Origin of the sequence: Dactylosporangium sp. NPDC049742, from assembly GCF_040674675.1 — a bacterium.
Classification (GTDB): Bacteria; Actinomycetota; Actinomycetes; order Mycobacteriales; family Micromonosporaceae; genus Dactylosporangium; species Dactylosporangium maewongense.
The window spans coordinates 1-18243 of record NZ_JBFANF010000008.1; the positions used below are offsets into that span (position 1 = coordinate 1).

9 protein-coding genes are annotated in these 18243 nt (G+C 70.8%); 6 read left to right on the plus strand and 3 right to left on the minus strand.

Translation table 11 applies throughout. The features are described 5' to 3' along the window. Positions 1 to 239 precede the first annotated feature (239 nt). Positions 240 to 1532, plus strand: a complete 1293-nt coding sequence (locus AB0J72_RS12810; protein WP_363398094.1) for a condensation domain-containing protein — start codon at positions 240 to 242, stop codon at positions 1530 to 1532. 85 nt (positions 1533 to 1617) lie between these two features. Then, positions 1618 to 2172, plus strand: coding sequence for a hypothetical protein (locus tag AB0J72_RS12815; protein ID WP_363398096.1), 555 nt, complete (start codon positions 1618 to 1620; stop codon positions 2170 to 2172). 262 nt (positions 2173 to 2434) lie between these two features. Here AB0J72_RS12815 and AB0J72_RS12820 read toward each other — a convergent pair whose 3' ends face one another. Further along, on the minus strand, positions 2435 to 3805 hold the full coding sequence (locus AB0J72_RS12820) for a squalene monooxygenase (protein WP_363398098.1): 1371 nt from the start codon (positions 3803 to 3805) through the stop codon (positions 2435 to 2437). Positions 3806 to 3877: 72 nt separating this feature from the next. Continuing rightward, positions 3878 to 4780, minus strand: a complete 903-nt coding sequence (locus tag AB0J72_RS12825) for a GH25 family lysozyme (RefSeq protein ID WP_363398100.1) — start codon at positions 4778 to 4780, stop codon at positions 3878 to 3880. A gap of 67 nt (positions 4781 to 4847) precedes the next feature. On the opposite strand from AB0J72_RS12825, the gene AB0J72_RS12830 reads away from it, so the two are divergent. Continuing rightward, positions 4848 to 5096, plus strand: a complete 249-nt coding sequence (locus AB0J72_RS12830; protein WP_363398102.1) for a hypothetical protein — start codon at positions 4848 to 4850, stop codon at positions 5094 to 5096. On the opposite strand, the gene AB0J72_RS12835 is transcribed toward AB0J72_RS12830, so the two are convergent. After that, entirely contained in the window at positions 5027 to 6961 is a 1935-nt protein-coding gene (locus tag AB0J72_RS12835) for a PIG-L family deacetylase (RefSeq protein WP_363398104.1), read from the minus strand. The two genes, AB0J72_RS12830 and AB0J72_RS12835, sit on opposite strands and share 70 nt — an antisense overlap. A gap of 586 nt (positions 6962 to 7547) precedes the next feature. Between AB0J72_RS12835 and AB0J72_RS12840 the strand changes: the two genes are divergently transcribed. From AB0J72_RS12840 to AB0J72_RS12850, 3 genes are read left to right on the plus strand one after another with little or no spacing between them, the layout of a single operon-like run. Continuing rightward, a complete protein-coding gene (locus AB0J72_RS12840; protein WP_363398106.1) occupies positions 7548 to 11159 on the plus strand; it encodes an FG-GAP-like repeat-containing protein in 3612 nt (1203 codons plus the stop codon). Between the two features lie 31 nt (positions 11160 to 11190). Next, positions 11191 to 17745 (plus strand): RHS repeat-associated core domain-containing protein, encoded by a 6555-nt coding sequence (locus AB0J72_RS12845; RefSeq protein WP_363398108.1) that lies wholly within the window; start codon positions 11191 to 11193, stop codon positions 17743 to 17745. Further along, positions 17745 to 18239 carry a hypothetical protein gene (locus AB0J72_RS12850; RefSeq protein WP_363398110.1) on the plus strand — a complete coding sequence of 165 codons (495 nt, stop codon included), beginning with the start codon at positions 17745 to 17747 and terminating at the stop codon, positions 18237 to 18239. Before AB0J72_RS12845 ends, AB0J72_RS12850 begins: the two co-directional genes overlap by 1 nt. Positions 18240 to 18243 lie beyond the last annotated feature (4 nt).

Sequence of the window (18243 nt, forward strand, 5' to 3'; positions counted from 1 at the left end):
CCCGCGCCCGCACCTGTCCCCGCACCCGTCCCTCCACCCGCGCCCGTCCATGCGCCCGTCTCCGCACCCGCGCCCGTCCCTGCGCCGTCCCCGCACGCGGGCCCGCGTCCCCGCGCCCGCTCCCGTGCCTCGCACCCGCATCCCGCACCGGGCGCCAGGCGACGGGCGACGCAGGACTGCACACAACCTGCAAACGCGACAGCCGTACAAGCGGCGCCGGCTCGCTTAGAGTGACCGCCATGGATGCGGTGGTGGTGCCGTTCGCCGGGGAAGGGTCCGGGAGCGGGGAGCTGTCGTGGGGCCAGCTCGACGTGTGGCTGAAGATGCGCCGGCTCGGGCGGTCGTTCGCGATGGGCGGGGCGCGGCCGCTGCCGCCCGGCGCGACGGTCGGGGACGTCGCCGGTGAGCTCGCGTACCTCATGGGGCGCTACCAGTCGATGCGCACCCGCTTCATTCCAACCGCCGATGGATTGCCGCGGCAGGTGGTGCACGAAAGCGGCACGATCGACCTGGAGGTCGTCGAGGGCGACGCGGAATCCATCGCCCAGCGGTTCCGGACGACGCCCTTCGACTACGAGCACGGGTGGCCGGTGCGGATGGCGGCCGTCGTCGACGGGGACCGGTGCACCCACGCGGTCCTGGTCATGTCGCACCTGGTGTTCGACGGTGCGGGCGCGGTCGTGATGATGGCCGAGACCGCCGTCCGCACCCCGCTACCGGTGCGGGGCGCGGCGCCGCTCGAACAGGCACGGCAGCAGGCGCTCCCGGCGGCGCGCCGGCACAACCAGGCCGCCCTGCGGCACTGGGAGACGCGGCTGCGGGAGATCCCCGTGCCCGTCGTGCCGCCGTCGCGGGACGTGCGCAGCCCTCGCTACCACCAGGGCGTCTACCGCACGACGGCGCTCCCGGCGGCGCTGCTCGCCGTGGCGGAGGAGCACGGCACCGACACGGCCGCCGTGCTGCTGGCCGTGTTCGCGACGGCGTTCGCGGCGGTGACCGGCGTGGTCGTGCTGCCGCTGCGGCTGATGGCGAGCAACCGCTTCCGCGCCGAGCTCGACGGCAGCGTCAGCCCCGTGTCGCAGAACGGCCTCTGCGTCCTCGACACGACCGGCGACCTCGGGACCGTCGTGCGCAGGGCCCGCGGCGCGGCGATGGCGGCGTACAAGTACGCGTACTACGACCGGCGCGACCTCGAGGCCCGCATCGCCGCCGTCGCCGCCGACCGGGGCGCCGGGGTGGACCTGGACGTGAACTTCAACGACCGCCGGTTCGGCGGCTCGCTGCGGCCCGTCACGCCGCCGGCCGGCCCGGACGGCGAGTTCGCGTGGGTCAGCGCGCACGACGACCCGCAGTCCGGCTTCTTCCTCAACGTCGACGGGTCCGACGAGGTCCTGGAGCTGACGGTGTACGTCGACAGCCACTTCCTCGCCCCGTCCGACGCCGCCAGAATCCTGCACGAGATGGATTCGGTGGCGTCCCGCGCCCGGAACCGTGCCGCGGGCGCTGTCGGCATTGCGGCAGTAGGGCCCTGACCTGGTCGTTGTGGTGTGGACACCACAGCGCGCCTGGTCCTGCCACGACTGACCGGCCCGTGCCGCCGCCCGCATCCTGGTCCGCATGTCAAGCCTGAACTCCGGCGCCGGCCTCGCGCGGCTCACCGGCTGCATCCTGACGCTCGTCGCCTTCGTCACCGCGGGCGTCTCCGCCCTCCTCTTCGTCACGCTGCCCGCCGCACCCACCAGCGACGACCTGATCGCGGCCGCGGCGGTCGCCGGGGTCACCGTCGTGCTGTTCGCCGTCGGCGTGCCGCTGTTCGTCATCGGGGCGCGGCGCTTCGCCCGGCAGCGGCGCGTGCTGCGGACCGGCACGCGCTGCCTCGCCGCCGTCACCGCCGCCCACAACGTGACCAACGCCGAGAACGACGACCCGGTCGCCCGCATCACCCTCGCCGTCCCGGTCCCCGGCGGCACCGCGACCGCCGTCGTCCGGCAGGTCGTCCCGCAGCGGCTGCGCAGGACCATCAGGCCCGGCGCCGTGCTGCCCGTGCGCGTCGACCCGGTCGACCCGGCGTTCGCCGTCATCGACTGGGAGCACGCCCAGCAACGGCACCGCATCGCCGACGACGCCGCGGCCCACGTCGCCGTCGACGTCGCCGCGGGTCTGCTGTTCTAGCACCGCCCGGCCACGACGGCGGCGTACGACCCGGCGACTGCCGCCGTGTGCCACGACCCCTCGTGCTGCGCCGACCCCAGCCGCCCGCGGCCGGCGCCGCGAGGACGCGATCTGACCCTCGCCGGGCGGCCGGCGGTGCGGGCAGGCGCGCGGGGATTCCGGCAGCATCGGCCGGCAAGACCGCCCGGCGTGTCGCGGCGGCCCAGGGCGACCTGGTCTCCGGGCGGCTCGTGAACCGGGGCACCCGTCCGGCACAGTCCGGTCAGGCGCGGACGGCGGGCTCCGCCGGGACCGGCGCCGGAGTGCGCGGCCGGCTGATCGTGCCGCGGGCGCCGAACACCACCCGCAGGATCGTGCCGGGGGTGAGCAGCGACGTCGGCGGCGCGACGAGGTTGAGCACCCGCAGGAACGCGGCACCGAGGTTCGCGTCGCGGGTCGCCGCCCGGTGCAGCCGGTGCACGAACGCGTTGACGAACCGCACCTTGAGCGTCCGCCGCCCCGGCACCTCGGCGAAGCGCAGGTCGGTGCCGACCGCGATCGACCACGGTCCGTCGACGATGCGGGCGGCCTGCCGGAAGAACCGCCGCGCGAGCCCGACAGTGCGGCCGCCGGAGTCGTTGAGCAGGCGCCGCAGCAGGAGCGCCTCCAGTGCCGCGACCGTCATGCCCTGGCCGTAGATCGGGTTGAAGCTGCACAGCGCGTCGGCGACGACGAGGTAGCCGTCCGGGAAGCGCCGCAGCCGCTCGTACCGGCGACGGACACTGGCCGGATAGCGCATCGTCACCGGATCGCCGGCCGGCACCGCGCACCGGATGATCGTCGCCAGGTGCGGCGCGGCGAGGCTGTCGGCGAACGCGGCCATCCCGGCGTCGTCGGTCGGCGGGCGCTCGCCGAGCATGCCGTTGAGCGCGACGGCGACGAGCCCGTCCTCCTGCGTAGCGGCGATGCCGGACCGCGGCGCGCCGGGCACCGCGTTGGTCAGCACCCCGGACATCCCGTCGAGGTGTTCGGGCCGGTACTCGTACCGCCGCGTCACGTACGTGACGTCGACCTGCACCCGCTCCTCGGCGGGCACAGGGAATCCGGCCGCCGACAGCCACAGCGGCCCGCGCGACGCCCGGCCGCCGGCGTCGACGACGAGGTCCGCGGCCAGCGTGCCGCCGGTGCTCAGGTGGACCCCGGTCACGGCGGTGCCGTCGGCGGACAGCACCAGGCCGGTCACGTCGGTCCGCGCCACCAGCCGCACGCCGGGCAGCGCGAGGACCCGCTCGCGGATGGTGTGCTCCAGCAGCGGCCGGCCGACCCCGGCGGCGACCAGGTCCGAGGGCGCCCGCCGCATCAGGTATCCGTCGTTGTACCAGTGGACCTGCCCGTGCAGGTCGACCATCGGCGCCCCGGCGTCGCGCAGCTGCGCGGACAGCCCGGGAAACAGCTCCTCCAGCGCGGTGCGCCCGCGGGCCAGCAGCACGTGCAGCTGATGGTCCTGCGGCACGCAGCGGCGGTGCGCCGGCGCCGCGCCGAGCGTGTCGCGGTCGAGCACCACGACCCGGCCGAAGTGCTCGCGGAGCACCCGCGCGGTGAGCAGCCCGCCGATGCTGGCCCCGATGACGACCGCCGTCGTGTCCTCTGTCACACCCAGCAGCCTAAGAATCACACACGGTCGATGGCATCTCCGTCGTTGCGATGCTCACCCACCCGGCGGCGGTCAGGCCCCCGGTGGGGGAGGCCACGCCAGCGCCCGCAGCGCCGAGGGCTCGCCGTTGACGACGTCACGGTCATGGCTGTGCCGCTCGTCCGGGTCGCCGGGCCGGTACTGCCACAGCGCGAACGTCGTCCAGCCGGCCGGCAGCTTCGGCGGCTTCGCGGTGTATCCGGCGATGTCCAGCGGATGGTCGCCGAACGACGCGTCGTTGCCCGTGCACGGGTTCCACCAGTTGGTGTTCGTGTAGATCATCGGCTTGCGGCCGACGCCCCGCTCGATCCGGTCGACGAACGCGTGGATCCAGGCTCGCATCTGCACCGGCGTGAGCCCGTAGCAGGCGTCGGTGCGCACCCCTGCGTACGGCCACTCCAGGTCGACGAACGGCACCAGCGTCCGCGCGTCGCGGGTGAACCGGGCGTGCCGCAGGAAGTGCTCGGCCTGCCCGACGGGGTCACCCCGGTCCGGCCGCGCGTACACGTAGGCGCCGACGTACCGCCCGGCCCGCCGCGCCGCCGTGTAGTCCGCCGCGAAGTGCGGGTTGACGTACGTGCTGCCCTCGGTCGCCTTGATGTACACGAACTCGCTGCCGGCCGCGACCTCGGTCGGCCAGTGGATGCCGAACTGCCGGTGGTCGTGGCTGGAGATGTCGATCCCGCCGACCGGGTACCCCACCGGCCGCTCCGCCTGGATCGCCGCGACCGCCGCCAGCACGGGCGGGTCCGCCGGCGGGAGCGGCAGCAACGGCGCCGACGCGACCGCCCACACCGGCGCGGTCACCACCAGCGACCAGGCCGCTACGCCCCGCGGATGCCGCCGGGCGACCCCGGCTGCGGCCCGCAGCACGGACGCGACCCCTGCGACGGTCGCACGGGCCAGGCGCCACACCGTCACGGAAGCCTTCGCCACCGCTCCAGTGTGCCCCGCCGCCGCCCGCCCGGCTCGTCGTGCGCCGCCGGGGCGGGTGGCCCCGCGGGTGCGCCGGGCTCTGGCGTGGCGACCGCCGGACCGCGGCCGCATCGCCGTCGGCCTCCGCGCCGACCTGATCCTCATCGACGGCGACCCGACCACCGGCATCACCCACACCCTGTCCATCCGCACGATCTGGCGCCGCGGCGAACCCTCACCCGCCCCGCCGCGGCGCCGCACCCGGCACTACATGCCGAGCGCTGTCCATGCGCCGAAGGGCTCGTCGCCTCCGGCGGTCGCCTGCTGGCTGACGTAGACGCCGTCGGTGCCGATGGTGAGGAGCACAACACGGTCGCCGACGCCGACCGCGGCCGCGGGGTAGTCGAGGACTCCACCACTGAGGTTCGTCCAGCTGCCGTACCCGTAGTTCGCGGCGTACTGCCGGTTGGTGCTGACGCCGGTGGTGGCGTTGCGGGAGAACAGCATGATGCGGGCATCGGTGCCGGGCGGGGCGGTGATCATGCAGGGCTCGCCGATGCCGCCCTGGCCGCCGATGTCGTCGGGGCTGGTGTCCCACCCGGAGCCGGCGGCGAGCTGCCACGTCACCATCAGGTGCGCGGTCCCCGGCTGGCGATAGACGAGGTCGATCGCGCCGGCCTGGTTCATCGCGGCGCTGGGCGGGCTGGCGGGGACCCCGGCCGGGAAGGTGGTGTCGGCGACGAATGCGCCGTTCGGAGCGCTCTGGTACCAGTGCAGGACCTTGGTGCGAGTGCTGCCGAAGACCTCGATGACCCCACCGGGGTTGGTGACGGCGGTCAGGCCGTCCTGCAGGTCGCTGCCGCCCTGGTCGAACCAGGTCCCGGACCAGGTGTCGGTGGCGGTGCGGTAGGTGTGGCTGAGGCCGCCGCCGCCGTTCTTGACGAAGACCTGGAGCCGGCCGTCCTGGCGGCGGGCCACGGCCGGGGTGCCGACGTTGTCGAAGGTGGCCCAGCCGGAGTTCGGGCTGCCGAGGTCTTCCCAGGCGCCGGTGAACCCGCCGTTGACCGTGCTCTGGCGCAGGGCGACGATGTGGTGGTCGGACAGGCGGTGCGCGAAGAGCTCCAGCCGGCCGTCGAGGTTGGTGCCGACGGCGATGCCGGGCGCCAGCCGGCCGGTGGACAGCGGCAGCGCGGTCGGGCCGGTCCACCCGCCGGCCGCCGTCTGCGCGTAGGTGACGACCTGGCCGCTGCGCACGACGAAGGCCTGGGCCCGCCCGTCGGCGTTGCGGCCGGCCCACTGGGTGCCGCGCGACCAGCGGTAGTAGGTGCGACGTGACCAGTTGTCGTTGGCGTTGCCGCTGGTCCCGAGGCCGCTCAGGACCTCGGCGTCGTAGCCGTTGGCGGCGTACTTCGTCAGGACGGCGCGTTTACGGGTCTGCGCGGCGCTGTCGAGGTTGATCGGGACGGCGGCGATGTTGTAGTCCCGGTAGTTCACCTCGTACAGCGGGCCGTTGTACGCGGTCGCGGCGTCCCGGGCGAAGCTGGCGGCGGCGACGTGGTCGGTGTGGTCGGCGGTGTACCCGTCCGCGGTCCGCCGGTCCGGCTCCGCGTCCTGAGCGCGCAGGACGGTCGGCTTGTAGACGTCCATGATCGCGTTGAGGACGGCGGCCGCGTCGGCCTTCGTGTACGACTGCGAGGCGGTGACCAGCGTCTGCCTGGCCGGCACGATCGTGTTGTGCGGGGTGCCCGCGTACAGGTTGGCGAGGTTGCCGTCGCTGAGGTCCATGAAGATCAGCTCGATCTCCGGCCGCGCGGTCAGCGTGTACCGCTCGACGGTCTTGCCGCCGACGGACCAGGCCGCCCCCGACCACTCGGCCTGCGTGGTGTCGTTGTTGTCCGCGACGCCCGCCATGGTGGCGTATGCGTTCTGGGCGCCCTGCTGCCGGCGGCGGGCCCGTTCCTGCGCGCTGTTGCCCGGCACTCCGCCGCTGCCCTCCCCGGCGGTCATGTAGACCGTGACGGTCGGCGAGTGCTGAGCGATCGCCTCGTCGACGTCCGGGTTCATGAAGTACAGGTCGTCGTCCTCGTGGGCGATGATCTGCATGATCCGCTCGGACGGCGGGTCGGCGTGCACGGGCGGGGCGTGCAGCACCGCCGCGCACGAGGCCGCCGCCACCGCGGTCGCCGCGGCCCTACTTGTCAACCGGCGCACGTGTATTCCTCCGTGATTGTTCGTCCCCGATGCGGGCGAGCGCCATGGTGGCACATGGGAAGCGGATGCGGTGTCCCTGAAATTGGACACCGAGGTCCTTTGGGGATCAATTCCGTGCGATCTGAATCGCGGCCGGACAATCGCACGCGAGGCCGCCGACGCAGTGACTTCAATCACCGCCGACGGACGAGGTTCGGCGCTGGTAGAACTGGCAATTCGGGCGTTGCTGCCGTGTCGGGCGGGCGGCGTGTCCGGATTGACTGAATCACCGTCAGTCAATTTTTGTGAAGATTTCAATCATCGCGCCCATTGCCGTACGTAATTGTGCATGGTCAGTGGTGTTTTTGGGCCGGCGGGCGGGCATGACGTTCCGTGTCGGCCGTTTCGAAGCCCGTTGCGCGGGTGTGTCGCGCTGCCGTAGGTTGCCGAGGTCTTTCAGCGATGACGGGGGATCGATGTGACCGGCAGGTCGTCTTTTAGTGTGCGCAGAATCGTTTCTTCGGCGATTGTGGCCGGTCTGCTGACGTCGGTGCTGCAGGTTGTCGGCGTCGGTTCCGCTGGTGCGCAGGTGCCGTGTGTGGCGTCGCGTAACGATGTCGCGGCGGCGCTGGCGTCGGCGAAGGCGTGTGGTGGTGCGGTCGAGGCGATCGACCGGCGGACCCCGACGTCCCGGACCGTCATCGGGAAGAACGGCACTGCGACCGTCGAGCATCATGTGAGCCCGCGCTGGGTGCGCCGGGCCGACGGCTCCTGGACGGACCTTGACACGACGCTGCGGTTCGAGGGCGGCACTCTGGCGGCCGCGGCGACGCTGCTGCCGGTGACGTTCTCGCCCGGCGGGTCGGGGCCTCTGGCGACGCTGACCGACGGTGGCCGGAAGCTGGCGATGACGTGGCCGGGCAGGGCGTTGCCGAAGCCGGTGTTGTCCGGTGCGACCGCGACGTATGCCGAGGTGCTGCCGGGCGTGGATCTGCGGCTGACGGCGTTGGCGGAGGGGTTCTCCGAGGTGCTGGTGGTGCGTTCGGCGCAGGCTGCGGCGAACCCGGCGCTGGCGCAGTTGTCGTTCGGGTTGCAGACGACCGGGGTGACGCTGGGCACGGACGCGGACGGCGGCGTGCACGCGAAGGACGAGCGCGGCGCTGTGGTGTTCTCCTCGCCGCGGGCGACGATGTGGGACACCGCCGACGCGGTGGTGAACGAGCGGACCGAGATCCGGTCGGCGCAGTCGCAGTCCGCTGGTCGTGCGGCGCCGCGGGTCCGGGCGATGGGTGAGACCCTGACCGGCAGCACGCTGAAGATCGTTCCTGACAAGGGTTTCCTGACCGATCCCGCGACGCGGTATCCGGTGTACATCGACCCGACGTTCACCGGGAACAAGGCGAGCAACGCGTGGGCCGTGGTGGCGTCGCGGTCGGACCTGGCCGGGTCGAAGTTCTGGCAGAAGACGTTCATGGCCAACAGCGCCACGTTCGGTGACGCGGGTTCGGGCCTGACCTGTGACCTCTACTCCGGGAACACGTGCAACAGCGCGACGTACAGCGTGCGGTCGTTGTTCCGGATGGAGACGTACGCCGCGGCCGGCGCGACGGTGCAGAGCTCGAACTTCGAGATCCTGCAGAAGTGGTCGTGGACGTGCAACACGGCGTCGGACGCGAAGCTGTGGATCGTCGGCGGGTTCGACAGCAACACGACGTGGAACAACCAGCCGGCGTGGGACAGCGGGCACACCGCGACCGCGCCGGGCAACCATGCGGCCGGTGCCCCGGCCGGCTGCCTGAACTCGGGCACGGTCAGCTTCGACACGACGTCGATGGTGCAGTACGCCATCGGTCAGGGCTGGACGGATCTGAGCCTGGGGTTGCGGGCGGTCAGTGAGGGTTCGAACCTGCAGTGGAAGCGGTTCGATCAGAGCACGGCGGTGCTGCACATCCAGTACGACCACGCGCCGTCCGTGCCCGCCCTGGCGGATCTGAAGGTCGGTGACAACGCGCTGACCAGCTGCGGTGTGTCGGCGAGCGCGCCGACGCGGGTGAACACCACGAACGGGTTGAAGCTCAACGCGATCCTCAACGACGACGATGCCGCCGAGGGTGACCTGGTCAAGGCGGAGTGGGCGGTGTCCGGTGTCGCGGCGCAGTACGTGCCGGCGGCTGAGACGGCCGGGTTGACGTCCGGGTCCAACCATCAGGCGACTGTTCCGGCGGCCGCGTTCACCAACGGCGCGGCGGTGTCGTGGCGGGTGCGTGGGGTCGACACCGACAGCAGCATGGTGGGTGGCTGGAGTCCGTGGTGTTACGTGGTGGTGGACAACACCGCGCCGAGCCCGCCCGGTATCGCCAGCGCCGACCTCGCGTTGCGTGTCGGCGGTGGCATTGTGCCCGGCGCGGCGGCGACCGCGGTGGTGGGGCGCAGCACGACGGTGACGTTCACGCCGAACGCCGCGGATGCCGGGTCGATCGTCGGGTACCGCTACGGCGTCGCCGCGGACATGGACGCGGTGCCGACGATCTGGTTGCCGGCGAATCTGGGTAGCACTGTGACGGCCGCGGTGGTGCCGTTGCAGGCGGTGTTCTACAACAGCATCGTGGTGACGGCGGTGAAGGCCGACGGCACGGCGGGCACGAACACGTCGGCGCGGTTCCGGGCCAACCCGGGCACGGTGACACCGGCGGTTGCCGGTGACGCGACCGGTGACGGGCGCGCCGACCTGACCGCGTTGTCCGACGTCGGCGGTGGCAAGAGCGCGTTGTGGCGGTGGGACTCGACCTCGACCGGTTCGGGGCTGAACGCGCCGCTCGCGCCGCAGGGCAACGCGGGTGTCTTCACCAACGGGCAGAGCCTGACGGTGCCGGGGGACTTCGACGCCGACGGCCTGTCCGACACGGCGGTGTTCGCACAGTCCGGCTCGGACGTGACCGTCGCGGTGCAGCGCTCCGACGCCAACCGGCTGCTGACCCAGCCGGTGTCGCTGACGATGTCCGGGTGGACGATCGCCAAGATGAAGCCGGTCGGCGGCGACTTCAACGCCGACGGCAAGGCCGACCTCGCCGTCGGCTACGACCTGGGCGACGGTAACTGGAGCATCAACGTCCTGCTGTCGACGTCGACGCCGGGTGCGGTGAGCTTCGCGACGCCGGTGGCATGGTTCCAGTACGCCGCGGGCGCCTCGGACCCGACGCACGTCAAGCTGGTCTCCGGGGACTTCAACGGTGACGGGCGCACCGACATCGCGGAGTTCTACGACTACGGCACCGCCCAGACGAAGCTGTGGGTGCACTGGGCGCAGACCAACAACACCTTCACCGGGGCGGTCCTGCAGTGGGACTCCGGGCCGAATTCCTGGCACTGGAGCGACAGCAAGTTCGTCGCCGGCGACTTCACCGGCGACGGCAAGACCGACATCGCCGCCATCTACGCGCCGATGCACACGTTCGACGGCACGATCGTGGTCGCGACGTTCACCGCCAAGACCAACGGCACCGGCCTGGCGACCCCGATCACCCAGTGGGAGTCCGACGACAACGCGTTCGACTGGAACGCCGTCACCGGCTACACCGGTGACTACAGCGGCGACGGCAAGACCGACCTCGGCCTGCTGTACTCGTGCTGCGGCCCCTACCAGGCGCAGGTGTGGATCTCCACGTCGACCGGCACGGCCCTGCCGGCACCGGTCGAGGCCAACAACGGCGGGATCGGGCCCGTCGGCGCCGCCTCCGTCGTGCTGGACACCAAGGTCGGCACCGGCCAGACGAAGTACCAGCTGGTCAACGTCGGCTCGCAGACCTGCGCCGAGCGGGGCAACGACGGGATGCTGCGCGGGCAGCCGTGCGCGGCCACCGGGCCGCAGTACTTCACCGTCGAACGCCGCGGCGGGCAGTACGTGTCACTGCACTCAGTGGCGTCCTCCGACATCTGCGTCGACGTCGTGGACGCCGACACTGCCGACGGCACCCCGATCCAGGCGTACGACTGCCACGGTGTCGCCACCTCCGGGTACATGCTGGCCCAGTACTGGACCATCGAGTACCTCGCCGGTGCGCCGTCGGCCGCGGTCGTCAGGCTGACCACCCCGCTGTCGGGCAAGTGCTTCGACCTCGACGAGGCGCTCGCCGCACCGAACACGCCCATCTCGCAGTGGACCTGCAACACCCACCTGGCGCAGCAGTGGCTGCTGCGGCCCGTCGCCTGACCGCCACCACCGGCACGGAGGAGCTGAACTGATGCGCACCACCATGCCCAATTGGCGGCGGACCCTGACGCTGGCGCTCCCGCTGGCGCTCGCCGCGACCATCGGCGTCCAGACGCCGGGCTTCACCGCCCCACCGAAGAAGATCGCCAAACCGAAGGCGGTCGCCTCCGTCCCGGGTAGCTACGTCAAGCCGGCCGCGATGCCGACCGACGCCACCGCAGCGCAGAACATGCGGTCAGCGCCGCAGGTTCGGTGGCCCGCTGCCTCTGTCGCCGACGTGGTGCTGCCGGGCGCGGCGCCGTCGGCGTTGGTCGACGCGGAGGTGCGGGCGAGCGTCGTGGTGCCGGGCTCGCCGGTCCAGGTCGGCCGGGCGACGGCCGGCAGCGGCAAGAGCACGCTGCGGGCCAGTGACGCGGGTCCGGATTCGGTGCGCGTGCAGGTGCTGGACCACGCGGCCGGCGCGAACGCGAGAAGGTCGGTGCTGACCCGGATCACCCGGACCGACACCGACCCGGCCGCCGCCACTTCGCTGCGGGTGTCGTTGAGCTACAAGGACTTCCGCAATGCGTACGGCGGTGGATGGAGCGACCGGCTCCGGTTGGTGAGTCTGCCGGAGTGCGCGCTGACGACCCCCAACGCACCAGGCTGCACGGCGACGGATCTCGGCGGGACGAATGACGTCGCGAACGGAACCCTGACGGCCACCGTCGCGCTGACCGGTGTGTCCACGGCGGGTGTCACCACCCGCAGCGCGTCCAGTGCGCCGGCGGCGGCGTTGGTGGCCCTGGCCTCGTCGCCGCAGTCGTCCAGCGGCGGCGGTGACTACGCCTCCGGTCCGCTGGAGACGACGTCGTCATGGAGCGCCGGCGGGCAGTCGGGTGACTTCAGCTGGTCGTACCCGATCCAGACCCCGCCGTCATTGGGCGGTCCCTCACCGTCGGTCGGGCTGTCGTACTCCTCGCAGTCCCTCGACGGCAAGACCGCCGCGACCGACAACCAGGCGACCTGGGCGGGCGACGGTTTCGACCTCGGCACCGGTTCGATCAACCGCAGCTATGTCGCGTGTAACGACGACGGCAAGACCGGTATCGGCGACCAGTGCTGGAGCACCGACAACGCCGTCCTGTCGCTGCCCGGGCACTCCGGTGAGCTGATCCAGGTAAGTACCAACCCCGACATGTGGAAGCTGGAGCGCGACGACGGCACCAGGGTCCAGCGGTTCACCGGCGCGACGAACGGCGACAACAACGGCGAGTACTGGGTCGTCACCACCGTCGACGGCTGGGAGTACTACTTCGGACTGAACCGGCTGCACGGCTGGACCAGCGGCAAGCCGGAGACCAAGTCCGTCTACACGATCCCGGTGTTCGGCAACAACTCCGGCGAGCCGTGCTACAACGCGACGTTCGCCAACGCGTGGTGCGACCAGGCGTATGCGTGGAACCTCGACTACGTCGTCGACCCGCACAACAACACCATGTCGATGTGGTACCAGCAGGAGCTGAACCACTACGCCCGCAACGTCACCAACAGCGCCGTGTCCACCTACGTGCGTGCCGGGCACATCGAGCACATCGAGTACGGCACCCGCAAGGACGACGGCGTCGACAGCAGCTACTCCGCGGGCGTCGCCCCGGCGAAGGTCGTGTTCGGCACCGAGGACCGGTGCGTCACCCAGGGCGCCACCTGCGTGCAGACCACGCCGTCGAACTGGCCGGACGTGCCGTGGGACCAGCAGTGCGACTCCACGACGTCGTGTCCCGACGTGTACTCGGGCGCGTTCTTCACACAGAAGAAGCTCAAGACGATCACGACCCAGGTCTGGACCGGCACCGGCACCACGTACACCGACGTCGAGCGCTGGACGCTCAACCACGTGTTCAAGGACCCGGGCGACGGGCACGAGAAGACGTTGTGGCTCAACGGCATCAGCCACGTCGGACTCGACGGCGGCGCCAACACCACAATGCCGGACGTCACGTTCACCGCGGTGCAACTGCAGAACCGGGTCGACACCTCACCGACGAAGAACCCGATCATCCGGTACCGCATCTCGTCGGTCACCAGCGAGAGCGGCGCGGTCGTGGCGGTCACGTACTCCCAACCGGAGTGCACCGCCAGTGCGCTGCCGGTCGCCGCCACCAACACGAAGCGCTGCTATCCGGTGTACTGGACGCCGTACGGCACGAGCACCCCGGTGTTCGACTGGTTCCACAAGTACGTGGTGACCGGCGTGACGGTCAGCGACCCGACGGGGCTCGCCCCGGCGATGGAGACGACGTACACCTACCAGGACCTGCCGGCCTGGCACTACGACAACTCCGAGCTCATCCCGACGAACAAGCGCACCTGGGGCCAGTGGCGCGGCTACTCGAAGGTCCGGACGCTCACCGGTGCGGCGAGCTCCAACCGCCGGCAGGTCGACACGGTCTTCTTCCGCGGCATGCACGGTGACAAGGCATCCTCCGGCACCCGCACCGTGACGATCCCGGCGGACGCGACGTTCGGCGGCACCGCCATCAACGACGAGAACTGGCGCAACGGCCAGGTCCGCGAAACGATCGTCTACAACGGCGTCGGCGACAGCGCCCCCGTGGTCTCCAAGACCCTCGTCGAGCCGTGGGAGTCGGGCCCGACCACGACCCGGACCCGCAACGGCGTCACCATCAACGCCTACATCGCCGGTACCCGGTCGACGACGACGAAGCTGGCACTCGACGGCGGCCGTGGCTGGCTGACCTCAACGGTCACCAACACGTTCGACACCGAGACGGGGCTGACGAACCCCATCGGCCGGATCGTCAAGGTCGACACCACCAACGACACCGCGGTCACCACCGATGACCGCTGTGAGCTCATGACCTACGCCACCGACCCCAACGGCAAGATCCGGGTGGCCGTGGCCGAGACCAAGAAGCTCGCCGTGTCATGCTCCGTCGCGAACCCGAACCTGGCGACGGATCTCATCTCCGACGTCCGCACCTGGTACGACCACGCCACCAGCTTCGACTCGACCGTGACGAAGGGCGAGCCCACCAAGGTCGAGCACGTCAAGGACGTCGTCGGCGGCACGCCCCAGTTCGTCACGAGGATGGAGGCCGACTACGACGCCTACGGCCGGGGCACTCTCGGCCGGGACGTCTTCGGCAACGCGACGACGACCGCCTACAGCCCCGCGAGCGGGTCGATCCCGACGAGCGTGACGACCACGACGCACCTCGGCTGGACCTCGACGACCTACTCGAACCGCTCCTACGCCAAGACGACCGCGACGGTCGACCCGAACGGCCGCCGGACCGACATCACGTACGACGGCCTCGGCCGCACGACCGCGGTCTGGTACCCCGGCCGGGACAAGACCTCGCAGACCGCGAGCGTTACGTACGGCTATGTCGTCGCCGGCGGCGGCGCGCCGACCTCGACGGCGACCTCCACGCTGAACACCGCCGGCAACGGCTACATCACCACGTACGAGATCTTCGACGCCCTGATGCGGCCCAGGCAGTCGCAGTCGCCCGCGGTCGGCGGCGGGGCGGTCCTGAGCGACACCATCTACGACACCCGCGGCCTGGCGGTGCAGACCAACAGCGACTACTTCACTGCCGGCGTGTCGTGGGGCACCCTGTTCGTCCCCTCCGGCCCGACGCCGTCCAGGTCGCTGATCACCTACGACAACGCCGGTCGTGCGTCGGCGGTCGCTGAGCAGATCAACGGGGTCACCACAAGGACCACGAGCACCTTCTTCGGCGGTGACCGCACCGACAAGACCGTGCCGTCCGGTGGCACCGCCAGCTCCGTGTACATGAACGCGCTCGGCCAGGTCACCCAGGTGCGCAACTACCACGGCAACACGCCGACCGGCGCCTCCAGCACGACGTCCTACGCCTACAGCAAGCGCGGCGACCCGCTGAGCATCACCGACCCGGCTGGTTCGGTCTGGAGCTTCACGTACGACATCCGGGGCCGCAACACCGAGACCGTCGACCCGGACCGGGGGACGACGTCGTACACCTACGACGACGCCGGCCAGATGCTGACCGTCACGGACTCCCGTGGCATCACCCTGACCAACGTCTACGACTCGATCGGCCGCGTCACCGACCGGTACCAGGGCACCGCCGCGACCGGCACGCTGCTGGCGCACTCCGTCTTCGACACCCTGCTCAAGGGGCAGCTCACCAGCAGCACCCGGTACGTCGGCGGCGCCGGCGGTGCCGCCTACACCTCGGCGATCACCGGCTACGACAGCGCCTACCGGCCGCTCGGTGCGAGCGTCACCATCCCGGCCACCGAGAACCTGCTGGCGGGCACCTACACCACGACGAACACCTACAACGCCAACGGCAGCCTGGCCACCACCACGTTGCCCCGCATCGGTGGCACCGGTGCCGGTTCGCAACCCGCCGAGACCATCACCTACGGCTACAACAGCCTGGGCATGCCGACGACGCTGTCCGGCCTGAACACCTACCTCACTGCGACGACGTACGACCAGTTCGGCCGGGTCAGCGGCACCCTGAACAACGACGGGGGCAGCAAGAACCTCGCACAGATCTACAGCTACGAGACCGGCACCGGCCGCCTTGCGGAGCACGGCGTCTACGACAACGACACCGGCGACGTGTTCCAGGACGTGTACTTCGAGTACGACGACGTCGACAACGTCACGTCGGCGAAGGACCTCACCAACCAGTACGGCGCCGGGCCGGACGACAACCAGTGCTTCAAGTACGACCACTTCCAGCGGCTCACCAACGCCTGGACGCCGGCGAACGGCAACTGCACGACCGACCCGAACACGGTCACCGCCGCGAACCTCGGCGGGCCGGCGCCCTACTGGCAGGCGTGGACGTACGACGCCGTCGGCAACCGGCTGACCCAGAAGACCCGCACCTCGGCCGGCGACACGACGGCGACGTCCACCTACCCGGCCGCGACCGCGTCGCAGCCGCACGGCGTCACGCAGATCGCGATGACCGGTGCCGGCGGCAACAAGACCAACACCTACGGCTACGACGCAGCCGGCAACACCACGTCACGCAAGATCTCCGGCAAGCCGGACCAGACCCTGACCTGGGATGCCGAGGGCCACCTGAGCTCCGTCACGGACACCTCGGGCACGGCGAGCTACGTCTACGACGTCGGCGGCGAGCGTCTCATCGCCCACGACTCGACCGGGGCGACGCTGTACCTCGGCGCCCAGCAGGTCCACGTCTCGCCGACGAACCAGATCTCCACCACCCGCTACTACGGCGGCGGCGCCGTCCGTACCAGCGGCAGTGGCCTGTGTTGGACGATCTCGGACTACCACGGCACCAACACGCTGTCGTTCAACGCCGCGACGCTGGCCAAGACGCAGCGCCGCAGCACCCCGTTCGGCGGCGTCCGGGGCACCAGCCCGCTCTGGCCGACCGACAAGGGTTTCGTCGGCGGCACCAACGACCCGACCGGCCTCGTCCAGGTGGGTGCCCGCCCGTACGACGAGACGATGGGCCGGTTCATCGCCGTCGACCCGATCTTCGACAGCGGCAGCCCGCAGTCGTTCAACGGCTACGCCTACGCCGACAACAACCCGACCACGCTGTCGGATCCGAGTGGCCTCGCCACCGACCAGGTCGGCCCGCAGGCCTGGTACAAGACCGTCAGGTACACGAAGCGCACCTGGTACGGCCGCGGCTTCCGGGTCACCAACACCTACGCCGTGCAGATGCTGTGCCGGGCCAACGGGCAGTGCCTGAACGACGACGGCAAGTCGTGGGGCGGCCCGTCCTGGGCGATGCTGTTCTACGTCCTGGTCTCACAGGTCGCGGTCGCCCTGGCACCACATCCGGAATGGGTTGTCGGGTTCACGTCCACGCCGGAGTCGCTGCCGATCTCGGACCGCCCCAACAGCGCCTGCATCACCCTCCCGCCCCCGCCCCCGCCCAGCTGCGACTTCTTCTCGTCCTGCATGTGGAAGGACCCGAAGAAGTGGGCCAAGGACAACAAGGGCGCTCTGATCGCCGGAGCGCAGTTCGTCGCGGTCGGCGCCGCTTGTTTGACCGGCGTCGGATGCATCGCGGCGTCGCTCATCAGTGCCGGCATCTCCGTCGCCAACCGCACGTACGACTTCGTCACCAACAAGGCGTACAACGACGGTGCCCTGGCCTGGGGTGACTATGTTCTCGGCCTCGGTCTGGATGTCCTCGGTGCGGTCCCGGCCATTGGCGCGGTGGGACGGGGCGTCGCCGCTGAGGCCGGAGCCGCCGCCCGGGCCGGGGAGCAGACCTGGTACCACTACACGGACCTCAAGGGGTACAACGGGATCAGGGCCGGAAATCCCTACCAGATCAAGCCGGGTGCGTCCAAGAACGGTCCTGGGCCGTTCTTCACCCAGAAGAGCCCCGCTGACGTCGCCAAGTTCACGAACGGCTTCAAACGCCTCGGACTCACCAATGCCAAGTCGCAATATGTCATCGAGTTCAGGGCTCCGGCGAACGCGTTCACTCCGGTCACCCGTGGTTACGTGTTCGAGGCCCGTGGCGGGCTTACCATCGCTCGCGACAAGGTGAACTACATCGGGCCGACGTCTGGTTGGGGCGGGTAATGGTCACTGGGCACGACTCGGTGTTCGTGGTGGGCGGGCGCGTCGAGATGGGCGTCTGGGCGATGCTGCAGCGGCTGCACGGCCGGTGGCCCGGAATGCTGGTCGCGGTGGAGGGGCACCGGGAGGACGCGTTCGTGCCGTGGCCCGTGCCCCGCGAGGTGATGCCGTTCCGGGCGGGCTACCTGCTGGTGGCCCGGGACAAGGACATGCTCGACCGCTGGGACGACGAGGGTTACTCGCTGATGGACGGTGCCGAGGGGCCCTTCCAGGTGGTGTACGAGCCGGCGTCGGTGCCGGCCGTACCGGTCGAGCTGCACGGCGACCCGTACGGCCGCGGGGGTGGGTACCGGTTCGACCCGTACCGGGCCACCCTGGTCACCGCCGGGCTGTTCCTCGTCACCCTTGTCACGCCGGACGTGGACAGCGCCTTCTCGCAGGGTCTGCTCGCCATGCTGGGCGAGGAGCTGGCGCTGCAGGGCAACTCGCAGTTCTGACCGG

Excerpts from the sequence above, each read along its gene's own strand:
- AB0J72_RS12810 (WP_363398094.1), top strand. The coding sequence starts at position 240 with ATGGATGCGGTGGTGGTGCCGTTCGCCGGGGAAGGGTCCGGGAGCGGG.
- AB0J72_RS12845 (WP_363398108.1), top strand. The coding sequence starts at position 11,191 with ATGCGCACCACCATGCCCAATTGGCGGCGGACCCTGACGCTGGCGCTC.
- AB0J72_RS12815 (WP_363398096.1), top strand. The coding sequence starts at position 1,618 with ATGTCAAGCCTGAACTCCGGCGCCGGCCTCGCGCGGCTCACCGGCTGC.
- AB0J72_RS12850 (WP_363398110.1), top strand. The coding sequence starts at position 17,745 with ATGGTCACTGGGCACGACTCGGTGTTCGTGGTGGGCGGGCGCGTCGAG.